This is a genomic window from Brevundimonas sp. AVps4 (assembly GCF_058681525.1).
Genome location: NZ_CM178741.1, coordinates 1,137,015 through 1,153,385 on the forward strand (window position 1 = coordinate 1,137,015; position 16,371 = coordinate 1,153,385).

The window sequence follows — 16,371 nt, forward strand, 5'->3', positions numbered from 1 at the left end:
GGGGATCAGCAGGCGGTTCCCAATGTCGTCTTTCCAACCTGGGCTGACCGGGCGACGAGGCGGGGGAGGGGGACCAAGGTCGGATTGACGCGGAGGCTTTGCAGGCGTCTGATCCGGGGACTGTCGATCTTTCGGAGGTCGTCCATGAGCCTGCGGTCCCAGACCGATCACGCCAGCCTGATCCAGCAGGCGCTGGACGAGGGCGCCGGCGCGCGCTCCGCCCTGGCGGCCTCCTGGCGTCGGTCCATCACCCTCTACGGCCTCGATCCGGTGCGGGCCGGGGCTGTGGAGACGATCTCTGAACAGGCGCTGCAGGACGCCCGTCAGGCGATGGAGCCGATGACCCGCGCGGCCGAGGGGGTGCTGGACCGGCTGTTTCTGGCGGTCGGCGGGGTCGGCTGTTGCGTCCTGCTGACCAATGCCGAGGGGGTGCCGGTGGAGCGGCGCGGGGCGGCGGCGGACGACGAGACCTTTCATCGCTGGGGCCTGTGGCCGGGCGCGGTCTGGTCCGAGGCGCATGAGGGCACCAACGGCATCGGCACGGCCCTGGCCGAACACCGCCCCGTCACCATCCACCGCGACCAGCATTTCCACGCCCGCAACACCGGCCTGAGCTGCGTCACCCATCCGATCCACGACCCCTTCGGCCGGCTGGCGGGGGCGCTGGACGTCTCGTCCTGCCGGGCGGATGCGACCGAGGCCATACTGGGTCTGATCTCGGCCGCCGTGGCCGACGCCGCCCGGTCGATCGAGGCCCAGGCCTTCCGTCAGACCTTCTGCGACGCCCGCATCGTCCTGGCCGGAAGCGCGGGCGAACGGAATGCGGCGGCCCTGCTGGCCGTGGATCGCGACGATCTGGTGATCGGGGCGACGCGGGCGGCGCGCCTGTCCCTGTCGATCACCGACGAACGGATCGCCGCCCAGCTGCCGGCCTCGGACCTTCTGACGCCCGGCGCGGCCGAGGCGGATCTGTTGGAGGCGGAACGGGGCGCGGTGCGCCGGGCCCTGGCGCGCAGCGGGGGCAATGTCTCGGCCGCCGCCCGCCTGTTGGGCATCAGCCGCGCCACCCTGCACCGCAAGCTGCACCGGCTGGGTCTGAACGACGCCCAGTAACAGCCTCCTGTAATCTGTCGCAAATCTGCGACAGGTTTGCGCCGCATCATGAAGCGGGCTTCTGGCGCGGCGGGCCTTGCGGACCGAGTTTGCCTCAAACGACGCCGGACAATCGGCGCCCGAGGAAACCGCAAGGAGACGCACTCGTGACCAAGCCCGAATTCGCCCGCGCCGCGACGCCCAAGTTCAAGACGCGCTATGACAACTTCATCGGCGGCCGCTGGGTCGCCCCCGTCAACGGCCGGTATTTCGAGAACACCTCCCCGGTGAACGGCCGCGTCCTGTGCGAGGTCGCACGCTCGGACGCGGCCGACGTCGAGCTGGCCCTGGACGCCGCCCACGCGGCGAAGGACGCCTGGGGCAAGACCAGCGTCGCCGAACGCGCCGTGATCCTGAACAAGATCGCCGACCGGATCGAAGCCAACCTCCAGGCCGTGGCCGAGGCCGAAACCTGGGACAACGGCAAGCCGGTGCGCGAGACTCTGGCCGCCGACATTCCGCTGGCGATCGACCACTTCCGCTATTTCGCCGGCTGCATCCGCGCCCAGGAAGGCGGGATCTCGGAACTGGACCACGATACGGTCGCCTATCACTTCCATGAACCGCTGGGCGTGGTCGGTCAGATCATCCCGTGGAACTTCCCGATCCTGATGGCCGCCTGGAAGATCGCGCCGGCCCTGGCGGCGGGCAACTGCATCGTCATGAAGCCGGCGGAACAGACCCCGGCCTCGATCCTGGTCGTCATTGAGCTGATCCAGGACCTCTTGCCCGCCGGCGTGCTGAACATCGTCTCCGGCACCGGCGCCGAGGTGGGCGAGCCGCTGGCCACCAACCCCCGCATCGCCAAGATCGCCTTCACCGGCTCGACCGCCGTCGGCCAGAAGATCATGGAGTATGCGACCCAGAACCTGATCCCGGTCACGCTGGAGCTGGGCGGCAAGTCGCCGAACATCTTCTTCAAGGACGTGATGGACGCCGACGACGCCTTCCTGGACAAGGCGCTGGAAGGCTTTGCGATGTTCGCCCTGAACCAGGGCGAGGTCTGCACCTGCCCCAGCCGCGCCCTGATCCAAGAAGACATCTATGAGGCCTTCATCGAGAAGGCCATCGCCCGGGTCGAGGCCATCGTCCAGGGCGACCCGCTGGACCCCGCGACCATGATCGGCGCCCAGGCCTCGGACCAGCAGCTGAAGAAGATCCTGAGCTATCTGAAGATCGGCCGCGAAGAGGGCGCCCAGGTCCTGACCGGGGGCGACCAGGCCCAGCTTCAGGACGATCTGGCCGGCGGCTACTACGTCAAGCCGACGGTGTTCAAAGGCACGAACGACATGCGGATCTTCCAGGAGGAAATCTTCGGTCCCGTCCTGGCCGTGACCACCTTCAAGACTTTCGAAGAGGCGATGGAGATCGCCAATGACACCGAATACGGCCTGGGCGCCGGTGTGTGGTCGCGCGACATGAACACCGCCTATCGCGCCGGCCGCGCCATCCAGGCCGGGCGGGTCTGGACCAACTGCTATCACCAGTATCCGGCCCACGCGGCCTTCGGCGGCTACAAGAAGTCGGGCATCGGCCGTGAAAACCACCGGATGATGCTGGACCACTATCAGCAGACCAAGAACCTTCTGGTCAGCTACAGCCCGAACAAGCTGGGCTTCTTCTGATCTGCATCAAGGATGGCCGGTCCCGGATCGGCCATCCTCCGATCGCTCTCTGATCCGTCTGTCCGGAGAGCGGCTCCCAGGCGGGCGGGCCGGTGTCCTGCTTCCGGTCCGCCCGTTCCCCCTTCTGATCGAGGATGAACCATGGCCAAAACCATGAAGGCCGCCGTCGTGCGCGAATTCGGCAAGCCCCTGGTGATCGAGGACGCGCCGATCCCCACCCCCGGGCCCGGCATGATCCAGGTGAAGGTCGTCGCCAGCGGCGTCTGCCACACCGACCTGCACGCCGCCGAGGGCGACTGGCCGGTCAAGCCCAATCCGCCCTTCATTCCGGGCCACGAAGGCGTCGGCTACGTCTCGGGCGTCGGCGCCGGCGTGAAACACGTCAAGGAGGGCGACCGCGTCGGGGTGCCCTGGCTCTATTCCGCCTGCGGCCATTGCAAACACTGCCTCGGCGGGTGGGAGACCCTGTGCCACGAGCAGCAGAACACCGGCTATTCGGTGAACGGCGGATTCGCCGAATATGTGGTGGCGGACCCGAACTTCGTCGGCCATCTGCCCGATAACATCGGCTTTGAAGAGATCGCGCCGATCCTGTGCGCCGGCGTCACCGTCTATAAGGGGCTGAAGGTGACGGAGACCAAGCCCGGCGACTGGGTGGTGATCTCGGGCGTCGGCGGCCTGGGCCATCTGGCGGTGCAATACGCCAAGGCCATGGGGATGAACGTCGCGGCCGTCGACATCGACGACGCCAAGCTGGACCTGGCGCGGCGTCTGGGCGCCTCGGTGACGGTCAACGCCAAGACCTCCAACGACCCCGCCGCCGAGATCAAGCGTCAGACCGACGGCGGCGCCCAGGGGGTGCTGGTCACCGCCGTCTCGCCCAAGGCGTTCGAACAGGCCCTGGGCATGACGGCGCGCGGGGCGACGGTCGCCCTGAACGGCCTGCCGCCCGGCGACTTCCCCCTGTCGATCTTCGACATGGTGCTGAACGGCACGACGGTGCGCGGCTCGATCGTCGGAACCCGCCTGGACCTTCAGGAGGCGCTGGACTTCGCCGCCCAGGGCAAGGTCAAGTCCACCATCGCCGTGGAACCCCTGGACAATATCAACGACATCTTCGCCCGGATGCACAGGGGCCAGATCGAGGGCCGGATCGTGATGTCGATCGACTGATCGGCCGGTGCGGATCAGGCGATCCGCACCTCGACCCCCCCGTCGCGCGCCGCAGCCGCGACGGCGGCGGGGGGCGGCTGGTCCGTGACGATCATGGCCACCTGGGACCAGTCCGCCGCCTGGGCGCGGCCCGCCGCCCCGAATTTGGAGGCGTCCGTCAGACAGACCGCCTTGCGCGCATTGGGCAGCACCGCCCGGGCATAGGCCGCCTCTTCCGGCTCGTGATCGAGAAAGCCGTGCGCGGCGTCCACGGCGACGATGGAGAAGAAGGCCAGGTCCGGCACGAACCGGTTGGCGTAGGCGGCGGCGTCCGCATCGAAACTGGCCCGATAGGCGGGGTTGACCGCCCCGCCCGCCAGGAAGATCCGGGCGTCCGACAGGGCCGCCAGCTCGCCCGCCGTCTCCAGACTGTTGGTCACCACCGTCAAATCGCGCACAGAGGCGATCCGGCGCGCCAGCCAGAAGACGGTGGTGCTGGAATCCAGCAGCAGGGTCATGCCTGGTTCGACCAACTCGGCCGCGTGGGCCGCGATCCGCTTCTTGGCCTCGGCGTTGATGTTCAGCCTCTGCCGCCACGGCGCCTCGGCGCGGCGATCAGGCAGGCGGACGCCGCCGTGCACCTTTCGCACCGCCCCTTCCTGCTCCAGCCGTCGGATGTCGCGGCGGATCGTCTCCTCGGACACATCAAAGGCCGTCGCCAGATCGGCGATCGAACAGGCGCCCTGATCAGCCAGGGCGGACAATAGGGCTTCGAGCCGTGCGGACTGATTCAACGCCGTGCCTTGGGTCATGCAACTCGTGTGACATGTGGCGCCTGCCTTCGTCAAAATCCACACAAAAACACAAAATGCCACAATAGTTCACATCGATGTCACAGGTCCGGCGTAGATCGTTCGAAGACGGCTCAGCGCCGTCCAACCGTCAGGGGATGTCATCATGGTTCTTTCAAACACGCGCTTTTGCGCGCGCGCCCTGCTGTGCGGCGCAGCGCTCGCAGCGATCCTGCCCGCCGCCGCCTTGGCTCAAACCGCGCCGGCCCAAGGCGGGACGGCGGACGCCGCCAACCTCGCCGACATCATCGTGACCGGTTCGCGCAGCGCCACCCGCCGCGCCGAGGCGGAGCAGCGCCAGGCCGACATCGTTTCGGAAGTCATCTCCGCCGATGAGCTGCTGACCATCCCGTCCACCAGTGTGGCGGCGGCGCTGAAGCGTCTGCCGGGCGTCAGCACCGTCAACGACCGCGGCACGGGCGACGCCCGCTACGTCAGCATTCGCGGCCTGGACAGCGCCCTGAACGTCTACACGATGAACGGCGTGCGCCTGGCGACCTCGGGCCGCGACAACCGCGCCGTGGCCCTGGACCTGCTGCCGCCCGACGGCCTGGACACGGTGCGGGTGGTCAAGAGCGTGACCCCGGATCTGGACGGCGACGCGGTCGGCGGCACCATCGACTTCCGCCTGCCCAGCCCCTTCGACTTCGGCGACGGCATGGCCAGCCTTTCGGTCCGCGCCAGCCGGGAAAACATCGCGGACAAGACGGCGACCGACCTGACCGGCGCCTTCTCGACCTTCCTCGATTCCGACCGGACCCTGGGCCTTTACGGCGTGGTCTTCCATACCGAACGGACCATTACGGGCGAGCGCAACGAGAACATCAGCTACAACACCAGCTGGCGTCCGAACGGCCTCCTGCCGGATAGCGACACCGTCCTGTCGGAAGACACCCCCCTGCGGCTGGTCTCGCACGGCCTGGACCGGTTCGTGAACGACATCGACCGCACCGGCGGCAACTTCACCCTGGAGTACCGCCCGACGTCGAATGACGAACTTCACCTGCGCGGCCTGTACTCCCAGTGGAAGAACGATCAGCTGCACGACTATATCGACGTCAAGACCGGTCAGGACGACAAGGGCGCCATCAACAGCTTCTCGTCCCTGATGGGCGCCGAGGTGAAGCAGGAGGACAACCGCTTGGGCGTGCTGAACCTGGGCGGCCGCCACGTCCGCAGCGCCTTCGAGCTGGACTACGACATCGCCTATACCTACGGCCGGACCGAGACGCCGAACCAGTGGTATATGGAATATGTCACGGACGGCAGCCTGCCGATCTACAGCACCCCGATCGGCTTCGACGCTTCGGACAGCAAACACCCGACCTGGGTGATGAGCGAGGCCCAGTCCTCGGCCATGCTGAACCCGGCCAATCTGAAGTTCGACTACGCCGAACTGTATCGCCGGATCTCCGAAGACTCTCAGGCCTACGCCGCCGTCAATCTGGCCTGGTCTCCGGAAGACAAGGGCGTGCTGAAGACCGTCAAGGGCGGCTTCCGCTTCCGCCGGTCGCAACGGGATTATGATCAGCAGCAGGACGTCGACAGCGGCACGCGCGACATTCCGGGTCTGGCCGGCGGCTCGCCCCTGTCGGACCACAGCGACCTGATCGCGGGCTCGATCGATCATTTCGACGACGACCACTATCGCGGCCTGACGCGCTTCGGCACGATCCTGGAGATGAACCGCGTCCTGGCCGTGCTGCAAGCCGCGCCGCGCGTGACGGACGACGAATACCCCTGGAACCTGAACGACTCCTCGGGCCGCGAGACCAGCTACAGCGGCTACGCCATGGCGGTGCTGGAACGGGGCGCCTGGTCGGCCACGGCCGGGGCGCGGGTGGAGCGGACCGACATCCACAACGAGGCTCTGGTCACGACCGAGGACGCCGTCACCGGCGTGGTCACGCGCGAGTTCGGCGGCGCCACCGGCACGACCGAGGCCAGCTACACCCAGGTCCTGCCCAGCCTGCACGTCGACTGGCGTCCGAACGCGGACTGGACCGTGCGCGCCGCCGTCTGGACCTCCTTCGCCCGTCCCAACTTCACGGACATCTCCAAGGGGATCAACATCGAGTCCAACGGCCCGCGGATCGTCTCCATCGCCAAGGGCAACCCCGATCTGAAGCCGGCCGAGGCCCTGAACTTCGATCTGGGCGTCCAGTACGCCGGCGAACAAGGCTTCCTGTCGGTCGGCCTGTTCCGCAAGGAGATCGACAACTTCATCTATCAGTCGGCGGGCTCGCAGGTGATGGTCGGCGCCGACGGCGTGCCGATCACCACCTCGGCCAACGGCAAGGACGCCACCATCTGGGGCGTCGAGCTTGCAGGGCGCCGCGACCTGATCGCCGGCTTCTCAGCCTGGGCCAACTACACCTACCAGCCCAGCAAGGCCGATCCCGGCATCGCCTGGCGCGAAGGCGTCGAGGTGGGCCTGCCGAATGCGCCCAAGGTCCTGGGCAACGTCGGCCTGAGCTACAAGCGCGACCGGTTCGACGCCGACCTGGGCTACAGCTATCGCGGCCGCTACATCGCCACCCTGCGCGCCAATGCGCTGGATGAATACATCCAGCCCCAGGCGACGCTGGACTTCGGCGCGCGTCTGCAACTGACCGACCAGCTGGTGCTCAGCGCCTATGGCGAGAACCTGACGGGCGAGGCCGGCTACTGGGCCACGCGCGGCAAGTCGGAACGCTACACCATCGGCTATCAGACCGCGCCGCGCATGCTGGGTCTGGGTCTGACCTGGCGTCACTGAGGGGCTTGGTCCTCACCGTCGCAAACCTGTCGCCCGCGCCGGTCATAAGATCGGCGCGGGCCTTGTTCGGAAACATCTGATGTCTGTCGATCGGCGATCTCTTCTGGCGGGCGGCCTCGCCGGCGGCCTGGGCGCGGCCTTGGCGGTGGGGCTTCCGGCCTCATTGGCGCGGGCCCTGTCCATTCCGGCCGACGTCCGCAAGGGCACGATCGAGGACGTGGCCCATGTGGTGATCCTGATGCAGGAGAACCGCAGCTTCGACCACTATTTCGGCGCCCTGGCCGGGGTGCGGGGCTTCGGCGATCCCCATCCCATTCCCGTCGCGTCCGGCCCCGACGGCGCCCCGCGCGACGTCTGGACTCAGGTGGACCGCACGGTCCAGCCCGCCGCCGAGGTCGGTCCCTTCCACCTGGCGACGACCGCCGACTTCGACCTGATGAGGATGGAGGGGACGCCCCACCACTGGCCCGACGCCCAGGCGGCCTGGGACCAGGGGCGTATGGCCCATTGGCCCGAGGCCAAGACCCAGCGCGCACTGGGCTATTATCGGCGCGAGGACATCCCGTTCCAATACGCCATGGCTGAGGCCTTCACCCTGTGCGACGCCTATCACTGCTCGGTCCAGACGGGGACCAACACCAACCGCCTGTTCCTGTTCAGCGGGACGAACGACCCGCACGGCCGCGCCGGCGGCCCGGTCATCGACAATGTCGACGACGATCTGAACAAGCCCGACGCCGACCAGCCCCGCTATGACTGGACCACCTATGCCGAGCGGCTTCAGGCGGCGGGGATCGACTGGCGCCACTATCAGAATCTGGCCGACAATTTCGGCGACAACCCGGTCCAGAACTTCATGGCCTATCGCCGCGCCTGGCGTGGCGAGCCGGGTTCGGACCCGGCGCTGAAGGAACGGGCCCTGTCCACCCGCGACCTGGATCAGCTGAAGGCCGACGTCCTGGCCGGCCGCCTGCCGCAGGTGTCGTGGATCATCGGCACGGCCGAGGGGTCCGAACACCCCGGCCCGTCCAGCCCGGCCCAGGGGGCGGACTATATGTCTCGCGTCATCGACGCCCTGACAGCCGATCCCGCCGTCTGGGCGCGGACGGTGCTGTTCATCAATTTCGATGAGAACGACGGCTTCTTCGACCACGTCCCGCCGCCCGCTCCGCCGTCGCCCGACGCCCAGGCGCCCGGCGGCTTCGCCGGCGCCTCCACCGTCTCGACCGAGGGCGAATACCACCGCCTGCCGGCGCCCGGCGCCGACGGGGACGAGGCCCAGTTCCGGGGCCGGCCCTACGGCCTGGGGCCGCGGGTGCCCATGTATGTGCTGTCGCCCTGGTCGCGCGGCGGCTTCGTCCATTCGGAGGTGGCCGACCACACCTCGGTGATCCGGTTCCTGGAGCGTCGCTTCGGGGTGATGGAGCCGAACATCTCGCCCTGGCGTCGGGCGGTGTGCAGCGATCTGACGACCGCCTTCGACTTCGCCACGCCGAACCAGACGCCTTTCGTCGATCGCCTGCCAGAGACCGCAGAGGTCCGCGCGCGGGCCGCCGCCATTCCCGAACAGCCGTCCCCGTCCGCCCCCGTCCGGCCGGCGCGCCCGGTGCAGGAGCCGGGCCAGAGGCCCATGCGGCCGCATCGCTATCGGCTTCAGGCCCATTGCGACGTCGATGCGGCGGCGGCGCGCGCGGACGTGACCTTCGTCTCGGAGGGCGATCTCGCCGCCGTCTTCCATGTCTATGACCGGTTGCACCTGGACCGGCTGCCCCGGCGCTATACCGTGGGGGCGGGCGAACGGTTGACGGGCGCCTGGGACCTGTCGGCCGACGGCGGACGGTACGACCTGTGGGTGTTGGGACCGGCCGGCTTTCACGCCCATTTCGTCGGCTGAGGCGCAACCGAGGCGAGCCGCTTGCCGTTTCGGGCGGTTCTAATTCAGGCGTGAAAACACGGCGCCCGGGCCGATCGGCGCCCGGCTGACCACCGCAGCGCCGCCGCTGGAGGCGCGCGCCAGCAGGAGCAAGTCATCGCTCCGGTTCGATGCGGCGGGGCGGGGCGCTTCGGTCAAGGTCTCGTCGGCCAGGTTGAAGGCGAAGGCCGCCCCACCCAAGGGGCTGGGCGTCAGGGCCAGGGTTCCGCCGTGGGCCTCCACCAGGGTGCGGCAGATCGACAAACCCAGGCCCATGCCGCCGGGCTTGCTGCTGGCCAGGGGCTCGAACAATTTGCCGGCCATGTCAGGGCGACGCCGGGGCCGTTGTCGGCGACCGACAGCTGGTAGCCGCCGTCGATCAGGCCGCCCGCAATCTCAATGCGGCGGCGCTTGCCGTTCTCCGGGGCGTCGAGCGCATTGCGGATCAGATTGATCAGGACCTGCTGAATCTGCACGCGGTCGCACCAGGCCGTATCCGCCGGGTCCAGCCGCACCTGTATGTCCGCCCTCGTCCCCCCCTGCGTGCATCCTGAGGATCGGCAGGATTTCCTTGACCACCTCCGACACATTTTCCCGAACCCGAGGACCGGATTCGTGACGCATCATCTGGCGCAGGCGGCGAATGATGGCTGACGCCCGGTCGATCTGGCCCTTGGCGGCGATCAGCGCCTGAGGGAGGTCGTCCGCAGCCTCCGGCCGGGCCTCAGCCATCCGCCGGGCCGCCTCCAGAAAGTTCGCGGCGGCGGACAGGGGTTGGCTCAGATCATGGGCCGCCATCGAGGCCACTTCGCCCAGCGAGTTCAGCCGCCAATTGTACATGATCTGAAGCCGCAGATCCTGGACGGCGGTCTCGGCGGCGACCCGGGCGGACACGTCCTGAATGAACAGGGTGGCGCAGTCGCAGGTCTTGTGGGTGAAGCGGGTGGCCTGGATCTCGACGAAGGCGTCTTCGCCGTCGGCGCGACGCGCTTGCCAGATGGGGGCCTGGCCCGACGGATCGCGGCGGCCATTGAAGGCCTGGGCCGCCTCGGGGGTGGCGACGTCGTCCAGATTAAAGCCTTCAAACAGGGCGTCGATGCTCAGGGACGGATCGTCCAAAACGGCGCCGAACAGCTGTTGAGCCGCCGGATTATGGTTGCGGACACGGCCGGTCCGATCGACGGCCACGATCGCCATCGGCGCGCCGACAAAGACGCTGCTCGCCAGCGAATCTTCCAACAGCTTTCCTCCTCCTTCGACGCCGGCCCGCTTCTCGATGGTCGAGTCCTGGTCACCATTGAGAATAGATGCCTTGCGTCTCTGTGCAATGGATTACGACCTTGGTCGATGATCGGATTACTGATGAGAATCAGACGCAGACTTATTGACGTTTGCGGTCTTTGGTCCGACGGTATCTTTCGCTCGGCAAGAGCATGATCGTTTCGGACGGAACCGCATAGCGGTTCCGACAGAAGCGTGAATCATGCTCTCGCTTTAATCTGGAGCCTGATTCACCGTTTCAGCGGAACCGCGTAGCGGTTCCTCCTCAACGGATCAGGCTCTAGGAGCGAGGCGGTCGGCGCCGCCGAAGGCCGTCCGTCCGCTACCTGGGTCTATGGCGAACACTCAGGGCTGCATGGTTAGCCTTGCACGATCAGGGCGCGGCCCAGCCTCTTTGCGCGGTTTTCAGTATAGTTGCTGCGCTAAGTACAACCCCCTAACCCAGGGTTGAAGCCGGTTTAACCATGCAAGCTAATGATGCTTCTGGTTGTGTGGCTAAGGCTGCGGAAGGGGACTGAGATGACTGTTACTATTTCGACCAAGAGGGGGCGTTGCGCGCCCCCGGCGAGGTCTGACCTGACCGCACTTCGCCCCTTCTTCAATTTTCAGGACGCCCCATGGCCGGTCGCGTCCCTCGCCCACCCCTAACCGGCCATTGCGGAGAGAGATCATGCGTTTCACCATAAAGGCCAAGCTGGCCGTAACCTTCGGCCTGTTGATCCTGGCCCTCGTCGGCATCGTCGCCCTGTCGATCAGCCGACTGGGGACGTTAAACCAATCCATCACCGAACTGATCGAGGGGCCGGCGGCGCAGCTGAGCCGCGCCCAAAGTGTGGACGCCGAGTTCGGCGGCGTGGTGCGGCGCGAACGCGGCATGGTGCTGGCGACCGACCCCGCACAGGTCCGGACCTTTTCGGAAGAGGCGAAACAGGCTGCAGGACGCCTTGAAGATCAGCTGAACCAGGCCCTCGCCGCCGCCTCGCCCGAGGCCAAGGGCGACTGGACCAAGCTGGCCGACACCTGGGCCCAGTACAAGCTGATCAGCAACGAGGTTCATCGTCTGGCCCTGGCGAACGACAAGGCCGGCGCCGGCGCCCTGATGCTGAACGAGGCCCGGACCTTGGCGGCCGAACTGGAGAAGTCCACCCACCGCATCGTTGAAATCGACAGGGAGAAGATGAAGGAGGCCGAGGCGGCCACCACAACCGTCTTCGAAAACGCCCGAACCGGCCTGATCATCACCGCCGTTGCGGCGGTTCTGGTGGCCCTGGGCGGCTGCACCCTGGTGTCCTTCGTCATCAAGCGGGGTCTGCATCGCGCCAATGAGGCGGTCCGCGCCGTGGCCGAGGGGGATCTGACCAGGACGGTCGCCGTCACCACCCGCGATGAGATCGGCGACATGCTGGGCAATCTGAACACCATGATCGAACGGCTGCGCGGCGTGGTGTCCGACGCCCTGTCGGCCGCCGACAATGTGTCGTCCGGCAGCCAGGAACTGTCTTCGACGTCCGAACAGATGAGCCAGGGCGCCACAGAACAGGCGGCGGCGGCGGAACAGGTCTCCTCTTCGATGGAGCAGATGGCCGCCAACATCAAACAGAACGCCGACAACGCCGCCCAGACCGAGAAGATCTCGCGCCAGTCGGCCAAGGACGCTGAGGCCAGCGGCGAGGCGGTCAACCGCGCCGTGGACGCCATGCGCACCATCGCCGACAAGATCGGCATCGTGCAGGAGATCGCGCGTCAGACCGATCTGCTGGCCCTGAACGCGGCGGTCGAGGCCGCCCGCGCCGGGGAGCACGGCAAGGGCTTCGCGGTGGTGGCTTCGGAAGTGCGTAAACTGGCCGAACGCAGCCAGACGGCCGCCGCTGAAATCGGCACCGTCTCATGCGACACGGTCAAGGCCGCTCAGGAAGCCGGCGACATGCTGCAGCGTCTGGTGCCGGATATCCGCAAGACCGCCGAACTGGTCTCGGAAATCAGCGCCGCCTGTCGCGAACAGGACATCGGGGCCAACCAGATCAATGAGGCGGTCCAGCAGCTGGACAAGGTGACCCAGCAGAACGCCGGGGCCTCGGAAGAGATGTCGGCGACCTCGGAAGAACTGGCGGCCCAGGCCGAAGAGCTTCAGACCTCCATCGCCTTCTTCCGCACCGACGCCTCGGGCGAAGGGCGTTCGGCGCCGCGCGCCTCGGCCTCGCCGCGCCACCGTGCGACGGGCGCCAGGGTCACCGTGCTCAGCTCCGCGGCCCGATCGACTTCGGCCCCGGCTTCGGCCAAATCCCCGGTCCACGCCCAGCAGGCCCGAGCCCAGGGCTTCGCCCTGGACATGACGGTCGGCGGCGCTGACGCCGAGGACATGGACTTCCGGGAGAGCGCCTGATGTCCGGCCAAGCGGAAAGAAAGACCTCGGCCGACAGCCCCGTGAGCGGCGCCTTCGCCGGCCAGTACGTCACCTTCGGCCTGGGCGAGGAGGTCTTCGCCGCCCCGGTCGGGCTGGTGCGGGAGATCCTGACCTATCAGGCCCCGTCGCGCATCCCCAACAGCCCCGCCTATCTGATGGGTCTGACCGATGTGCGCGGCCAGGGCGTTCCCACGGCGGATCTGCGGATCCGCCTGGGGATGGCGCCGGTCGAGCCGACCCTGAACACCCGGATCCTGGTCCTTGACATCCCGCTGGAGGACCGGACCCTGAGCCTGGGTCTGGTCGCCGACCGGGTGTTCGAGGTGACCAGCTTCGCCGCCGACCAGATCGAGCCCTCGCCCGACATCGGCATCAAATGGCGCTCGGACTATATCTCCGGCGTGGTGCGGCGCGACGACGGCTTCGTCGTCCTGATCGACCTGCCTCGCCTCCTGTCCACCACTGGCGATGCGGCCGATCTCGCCGCCTTCGCCCCTGTCGAACGCGCCGCCTGAACCGGACGCCCACGTCTCGCCCGAACGACGCCGCCGCGTCAGGCTCAGTCCATATCGGAGGGACGGGGGCGGGAACCGTCAGGCGTCCTCGTTCGTTGACCGCCACTTGGGCAGTTTTTTCATCGAACCTTCAGAATCTGGTTGCGGGTTAGGAGGGTGGCCCGTATAGGGCTGCCTCGCTCGGAGACGGGCCGGCCTTTGAGGCTTTTGGGACTTTGGTTTCGGGAGTTTTGGGGGAGTTGAGGGGTTGAAAAACTTCTTGCTTTCCTGGGTTGGTTTCAATAAGTTCCGCGCTCCAATCGAATCGCCGAACGGTTAAGAGGAAGGCCTCTTGGTTTTCCTGCGGTGGTTTTTTGTGGTTTTGAGGCCTTGGTCTTGGATCTGCAAAATCTCTGAAGAGAGCGGTTGACATGAGGTTCGGCGGTCTCTAAATCGCCGCCTCCGCCGACGACGAGGCGCTAAACAAGTCGGGCCGCTTTGGCGGTTCTGGTCTTTGACATTGTTGATATGGAAAGAGAAACGCAGGCGGCGGTGTCCTTGCGATAGTCCTAGGGGCTATCATACGACACTGACTATCTGCGGTCTTTTTGAAAAGATACCATGCGTCGGTCTTAGGATCGACGGGTGGGAACTCGTCAAACAAATACGTAGAACTAACGCCAAGACGTCCTTTGGGATGGTCTTAGTGCTTTAGGTCAGAAGTCAACTCAACCTGAGAGTTTGATCCTGGCTCAGAGCGAACGCTGGCGGCAGGCCTAACACATGCAAGTCGAACGAAGTCTTCGGACTTAGTGGCGGACGGGTGAGTAACACGTGGGAACGTGCCTTTAGGTTCGGAATAACTCAGGGAAACTTGTGCTAATACCGAATGTGCCCTTCGGGGGAAAGATTTATCGCCTTTAGAGCGGCCCGCGTCTGATTAGCTAGTTGGTGAGGTAAAGGCTCACCAAGGCGACGATCAGTAGCTGGTCTGAGAGGATGATCAGCCACATTGGGACTGAGACACGGCCCAAACTCCTACGGGAGGCAGCAGTGGGGAATCTTGCGCAATGGGCGAAAGCCTGACGCAGCCATGCCGCGTGAATGATGAAGGTCTTAGGATTGTAAAATTCTTTCACCGGGGACGATAATGACGGTACCCGGAGAAGAAGCCCCGGCTAACTTCGTGCCAGCAGCCGCGGTAATACGAAGGGGGCTAGCGTTGCTCGGAATTACTGGGCGTAAAGGGAGCGTAGGCGGACATTTAAGTCAGGGGTGAAATCCCGGGGCTCAACCTCGGAATTGCCTTTGATACTGGGTGTCTTGAGTGTGAGAGAGGTATGTGGAACTCCGAGTGTAGAGGTGAAATTCGTAGATATTCGGAAGAACACCAGTGGCGAAGGCGACATACTGGCTCATTACTGACGCTGAGGCTCGAAAGCGTGGGGAGCAAACAGGATTAGATACCCTGGTAGTCCACGCCGTAAACGATGATTGCTAGTTGTCGGGATGCATGCATTTCGGTGACGCAGCTAACGCATTAAGCAATCCGCCTGGGGAGTACGGTCGCAAGATTAAAACTCAAAGGAATTGACGGGGGCCCGCACAAGCGGTGGAGCATGTGGTTTAATTCGAAGCAACGCGCAGAACCTTACCACCTTTTGACATGCCCGGACCGCCACAGAGATGTGGCTTTCTCTTCGGAGACTGGGACACAGGTGCTGCATGGCTGTCGTCAGCTCGTGTCGTGAGATGTTGGGTTAAGTCCCGCAACGAGCGCAACCCTCGCCATTAGTTGCCATCATTCAGTTGGGAACTCTAATGGGACTGCCGGTGCTAAGCCGGAGGAAGGTGGGGATGACGTCAAGTCCTCATGGCCCTTACAGGGTGGGCTACACACGTGCTACAATGGCGACTACAGAGGGTTAATCCTTAAAAGTCGTCTCAGTTCGGATTGTCCTCTGCAACTCGAGGGCATGAAGTTGGAATCGCTAGTAATCGCGGATCAGCATGCCGCGGTGAATACGTTCCCGGGCCTTGTACACACCGCCCGTCACACCATGGGAGTTGGTTCTACCCGAAGGCGCTGCGCTGACCGCAAGGAGGCAGGCGACCACGGTAGGGTCAGCGACTGGGGTGAAGTCGTAACAAGGTAGCCGTAGGGGAACCTGCGGCTGGATCACCTCCTTTCTAAGGATGCTTCTCCAGTCTCTCACGAGACTATTGAGGCTCCGCATAGCGATGCGCTCAAGCAGCAATGCGGTAGCGCAAAGCAAAAACGGCAGGATGCCGCCGTCTCCGTTTCTCTTTCCACTTTCGTCATCGACGCCTCGGCTATACGGGTCGCGGGGTTGGTGACGCGATCGCGAGCCCGGAACTCCTGGCTGTCGCGCTGCCCTAGGCCCGTAGCTCAGGTGGTTAGAGCGTACGCCTGATAAGCGTAAGGTCGGCAGTTCGAGTCTGCCCGGGCCTACCAGCCCTCTAGGATCCATCTGGACGGTTCGTCGACAGCTCTCCTGGCTTGACCCTGAGAAGGGGCCATAGCTCAGTTGGTAGAGCGCCTGCTTTGCAAGCAGGATGTCGTCGGTTCGACTCCGTCTGGCTCCACCAGGCCGCCCCGCTTTGGAAGCGGTGGCGCACCCCGCTGAAGCTCGCAGATCGCATCAGGAATTGCCCGTCGGCGCTCGCCGACCGGCATTGATATTGTGAAGGAAGAATGAGGCCGGCTCCCCTGAGCTTTTA

At 65.6% G+C, this 16,371-nt stretch carries 9 protein-coding genes, 2 tRNA genes, 1 rRNA gene and 1 pseudogene; 10 read left to right on the forward strand and 3 right to left on the reverse strand.

The genetic code is table 11. The features are described from left to right. Positions 1 to 144 precede the first annotated feature (144 nt). From ACW178_RS05610 to adhP, 3 genes are all read left to right on the forward strand, one after another. On the forward strand, positions 145 to 1,113 hold the full coding sequence (locus tag ACW178_RS05610) for a GAF domain-containing protein (protein ID WP_054764826.1): 969 nt from the start codon (positions 145 to 147) through the stop codon (positions 1,111 to 1,113). Between the two features lie 146 nt (positions 1,114 to 1,259). Beyond that, the gene (gene exaC, locus ACW178_RS05615; RefSeq protein ID WP_492024942.1) at positions 1,260 to 2,777 is read left to right on the forward strand and encodes an acetaldehyde dehydrogenase ExaC; all 1,518 of its coding nucleotides are present in this window, start codon (positions 1,260 to 1,262) and stop codon (positions 2,775 to 2,777) included. A gap of 141 nt (positions 2,778 to 2,918) precedes the next feature. After that, the gene (gene adhP, locus ACW178_RS05620) at positions 2,919 to 3,950 is read left to right on the forward strand and encodes an alcohol dehydrogenase AdhP (protein WP_333896988.1); all 1,032 of its coding nucleotides are present in this window, start codon (positions 2,919 to 2,921) and stop codon (positions 3,948 to 3,950) included. Between the two features lie 14 nt (positions 3,951 to 3,964). Here adhP and ACW178_RS05625 read toward each other — a convergent pair whose 3' ends face one another. Continuing rightward, positions 3,965 to 4,741: a DeoR/GlpR family DNA-binding transcription regulator gene (locus ACW178_RS05625; protein WP_287105063.1), complete on the reverse strand. Its 777-nt coding sequence runs from the start codon at positions 4,739 to 4,741 to the stop codon at positions 3,965 to 3,967. 145 nt (positions 4,742 to 4,886) lie between these two features. Here ACW178_RS05625 and ACW178_RS05630 point away from each other — a divergent pair, with 145 nt between their 5' ends. Together ACW178_RS05630 and ACW178_RS05635 are read left to right on the forward strand one after the other, a co-directional pair. Further along, the gene (locus tag ACW178_RS05630) at positions 4,887 to 7,538 is read left to right on the forward strand and encodes a TonB-dependent receptor (RefSeq protein WP_152949578.1); all 2,652 of its coding nucleotides are present in this window, start codon (positions 4,887 to 4,889) and stop codon (positions 7,536 to 7,538) included. A gap of 79 nt (positions 7,539 to 7,617) precedes the next feature. Then, entirely contained in the window at positions 7,618 to 9,432 is a 1,815-nt protein-coding gene (locus ACW178_RS05635) for a phosphocholine-specific phospholipase C (RefSeq protein ID WP_492024943.1), read from the forward strand. Between the two features lie 39 nt (positions 9,433 to 9,471). Here ACW178_RS05635 and ACW178_RS05640 read toward each other — a convergent pair. Both ACW178_RS05640 and ACW178_RS05645 read right to left on the reverse strand, forming a co-directional pair. Then, positions 9,472 to 9,965 (reverse strand): annotated as a pseudogene (locus ACW178_RS05640) (sensor histidine kinase). Beyond that, complete coding sequence (locus ACW178_RS05645) at positions 9,847 to 10,689, reverse strand: histidine kinase dimerization/phospho-acceptor domain-containing protein (RefSeq protein ID WP_492024944.1); 843 nt, start codon at positions 10,687 to 10,689, stop codon at positions 9,847 to 9,849. Before ACW178_RS05645 ends, ACW178_RS05640 begins: the two are co-directional and overlap by 119 nt. Positions 10,690 to 11,401: 712 nt before the next feature. Here ACW178_RS05645 and ACW178_RS05650 point away from each other — a divergent pair. From ACW178_RS05650 to ACW178_RS05670, 5 genes are all read left to right on the forward strand, one after another. Beyond that, positions 11,402 to 13,114, forward strand: coding sequence for a methyl-accepting chemotaxis protein (locus ACW178_RS05650; RefSeq protein WP_152949580.1), 1,713 nt, complete (start codon positions 11,402 to 11,404; stop codon positions 13,112 to 13,114). Further along, positions 13,114 to 13,650: a chemotaxis protein CheW gene (locus tag ACW178_RS05655; protein ID WP_228185200.1), complete on the forward strand. Its 537-nt coding sequence runs from the start codon at positions 13,114 to 13,116 to the stop codon at positions 13,648 to 13,650. The genes ACW178_RS05650 and ACW178_RS05655 overlap by 1 nt, the downstream gene beginning before the upstream one ends. 708 nt (positions 13,651 to 14,358) lie before the next feature. Then, positions 14,359 to 15,819, forward strand: a 16S ribosomal RNA gene (locus ACW178_RS05660). Positions 15,820 to 16,028: 209 nt separating this feature from the next. Then, positions 16,029 to 16,105 (forward strand) — tRNA-Ile (locus tag ACW178_RS05665). Between the two features lie 58 nt (positions 16,106 to 16,163). Continuing rightward, positions 16,164 to 16,239, forward strand: a tRNA-Ala gene (locus ACW178_RS05670). The last annotated feature ends 132 nt before the right edge of the window (positions 16,240 to 16,371 follow it).

Coding starts and splice junctions, on each gene's coding strand:
- ACW178_RS05610 (WP_054764826.1), top strand. CDS start 145: ATGAGCCTGCGGTCCCAGACCGATCACGCCAGCCTGATCCAGCAGGCG.
- ACW178_RS05650 (WP_152949580.1), top strand. CDS start 11,402: ATGCGTTTCACCATAAAGGCCAAGCTGGCCGTAACCTTCGGCCTGTTG.
- ACW178_RS05625 (WP_287105063.1), bottom strand. CDS start 4,741: ATGACCCAAGGCACGGCGTTGAATCAGTCCGCACGGCTCGAAGCCCTA.
- adhP (WP_333896988.1), top strand. CDS start 2,919: ATGGCCAAAACCATGAAGGCCGCCGTCGTGCGCGAATTCGGCAAGCCC.
- ACW178_RS05635 (WP_492024943.1), top strand. CDS start 7,618: ATGTCTGTCGATCGGCGATCTCTTCTGGCGGGCGGCCTCGCCGGCGGC.
- ACW178_RS05655 (WP_228185200.1), top strand. CDS start 13,114: ATGTCCGGCCAAGCGGAAAGAAAGACCTCGGCCGACAGCCCCGTGAGC.
- ACW178_RS05630 (WP_152949578.1), top strand. CDS start 4,887: ATGGTTCTTTCAAACACGCGCTTTTGCGCGCGCGCCCTGCTGTGCGGC.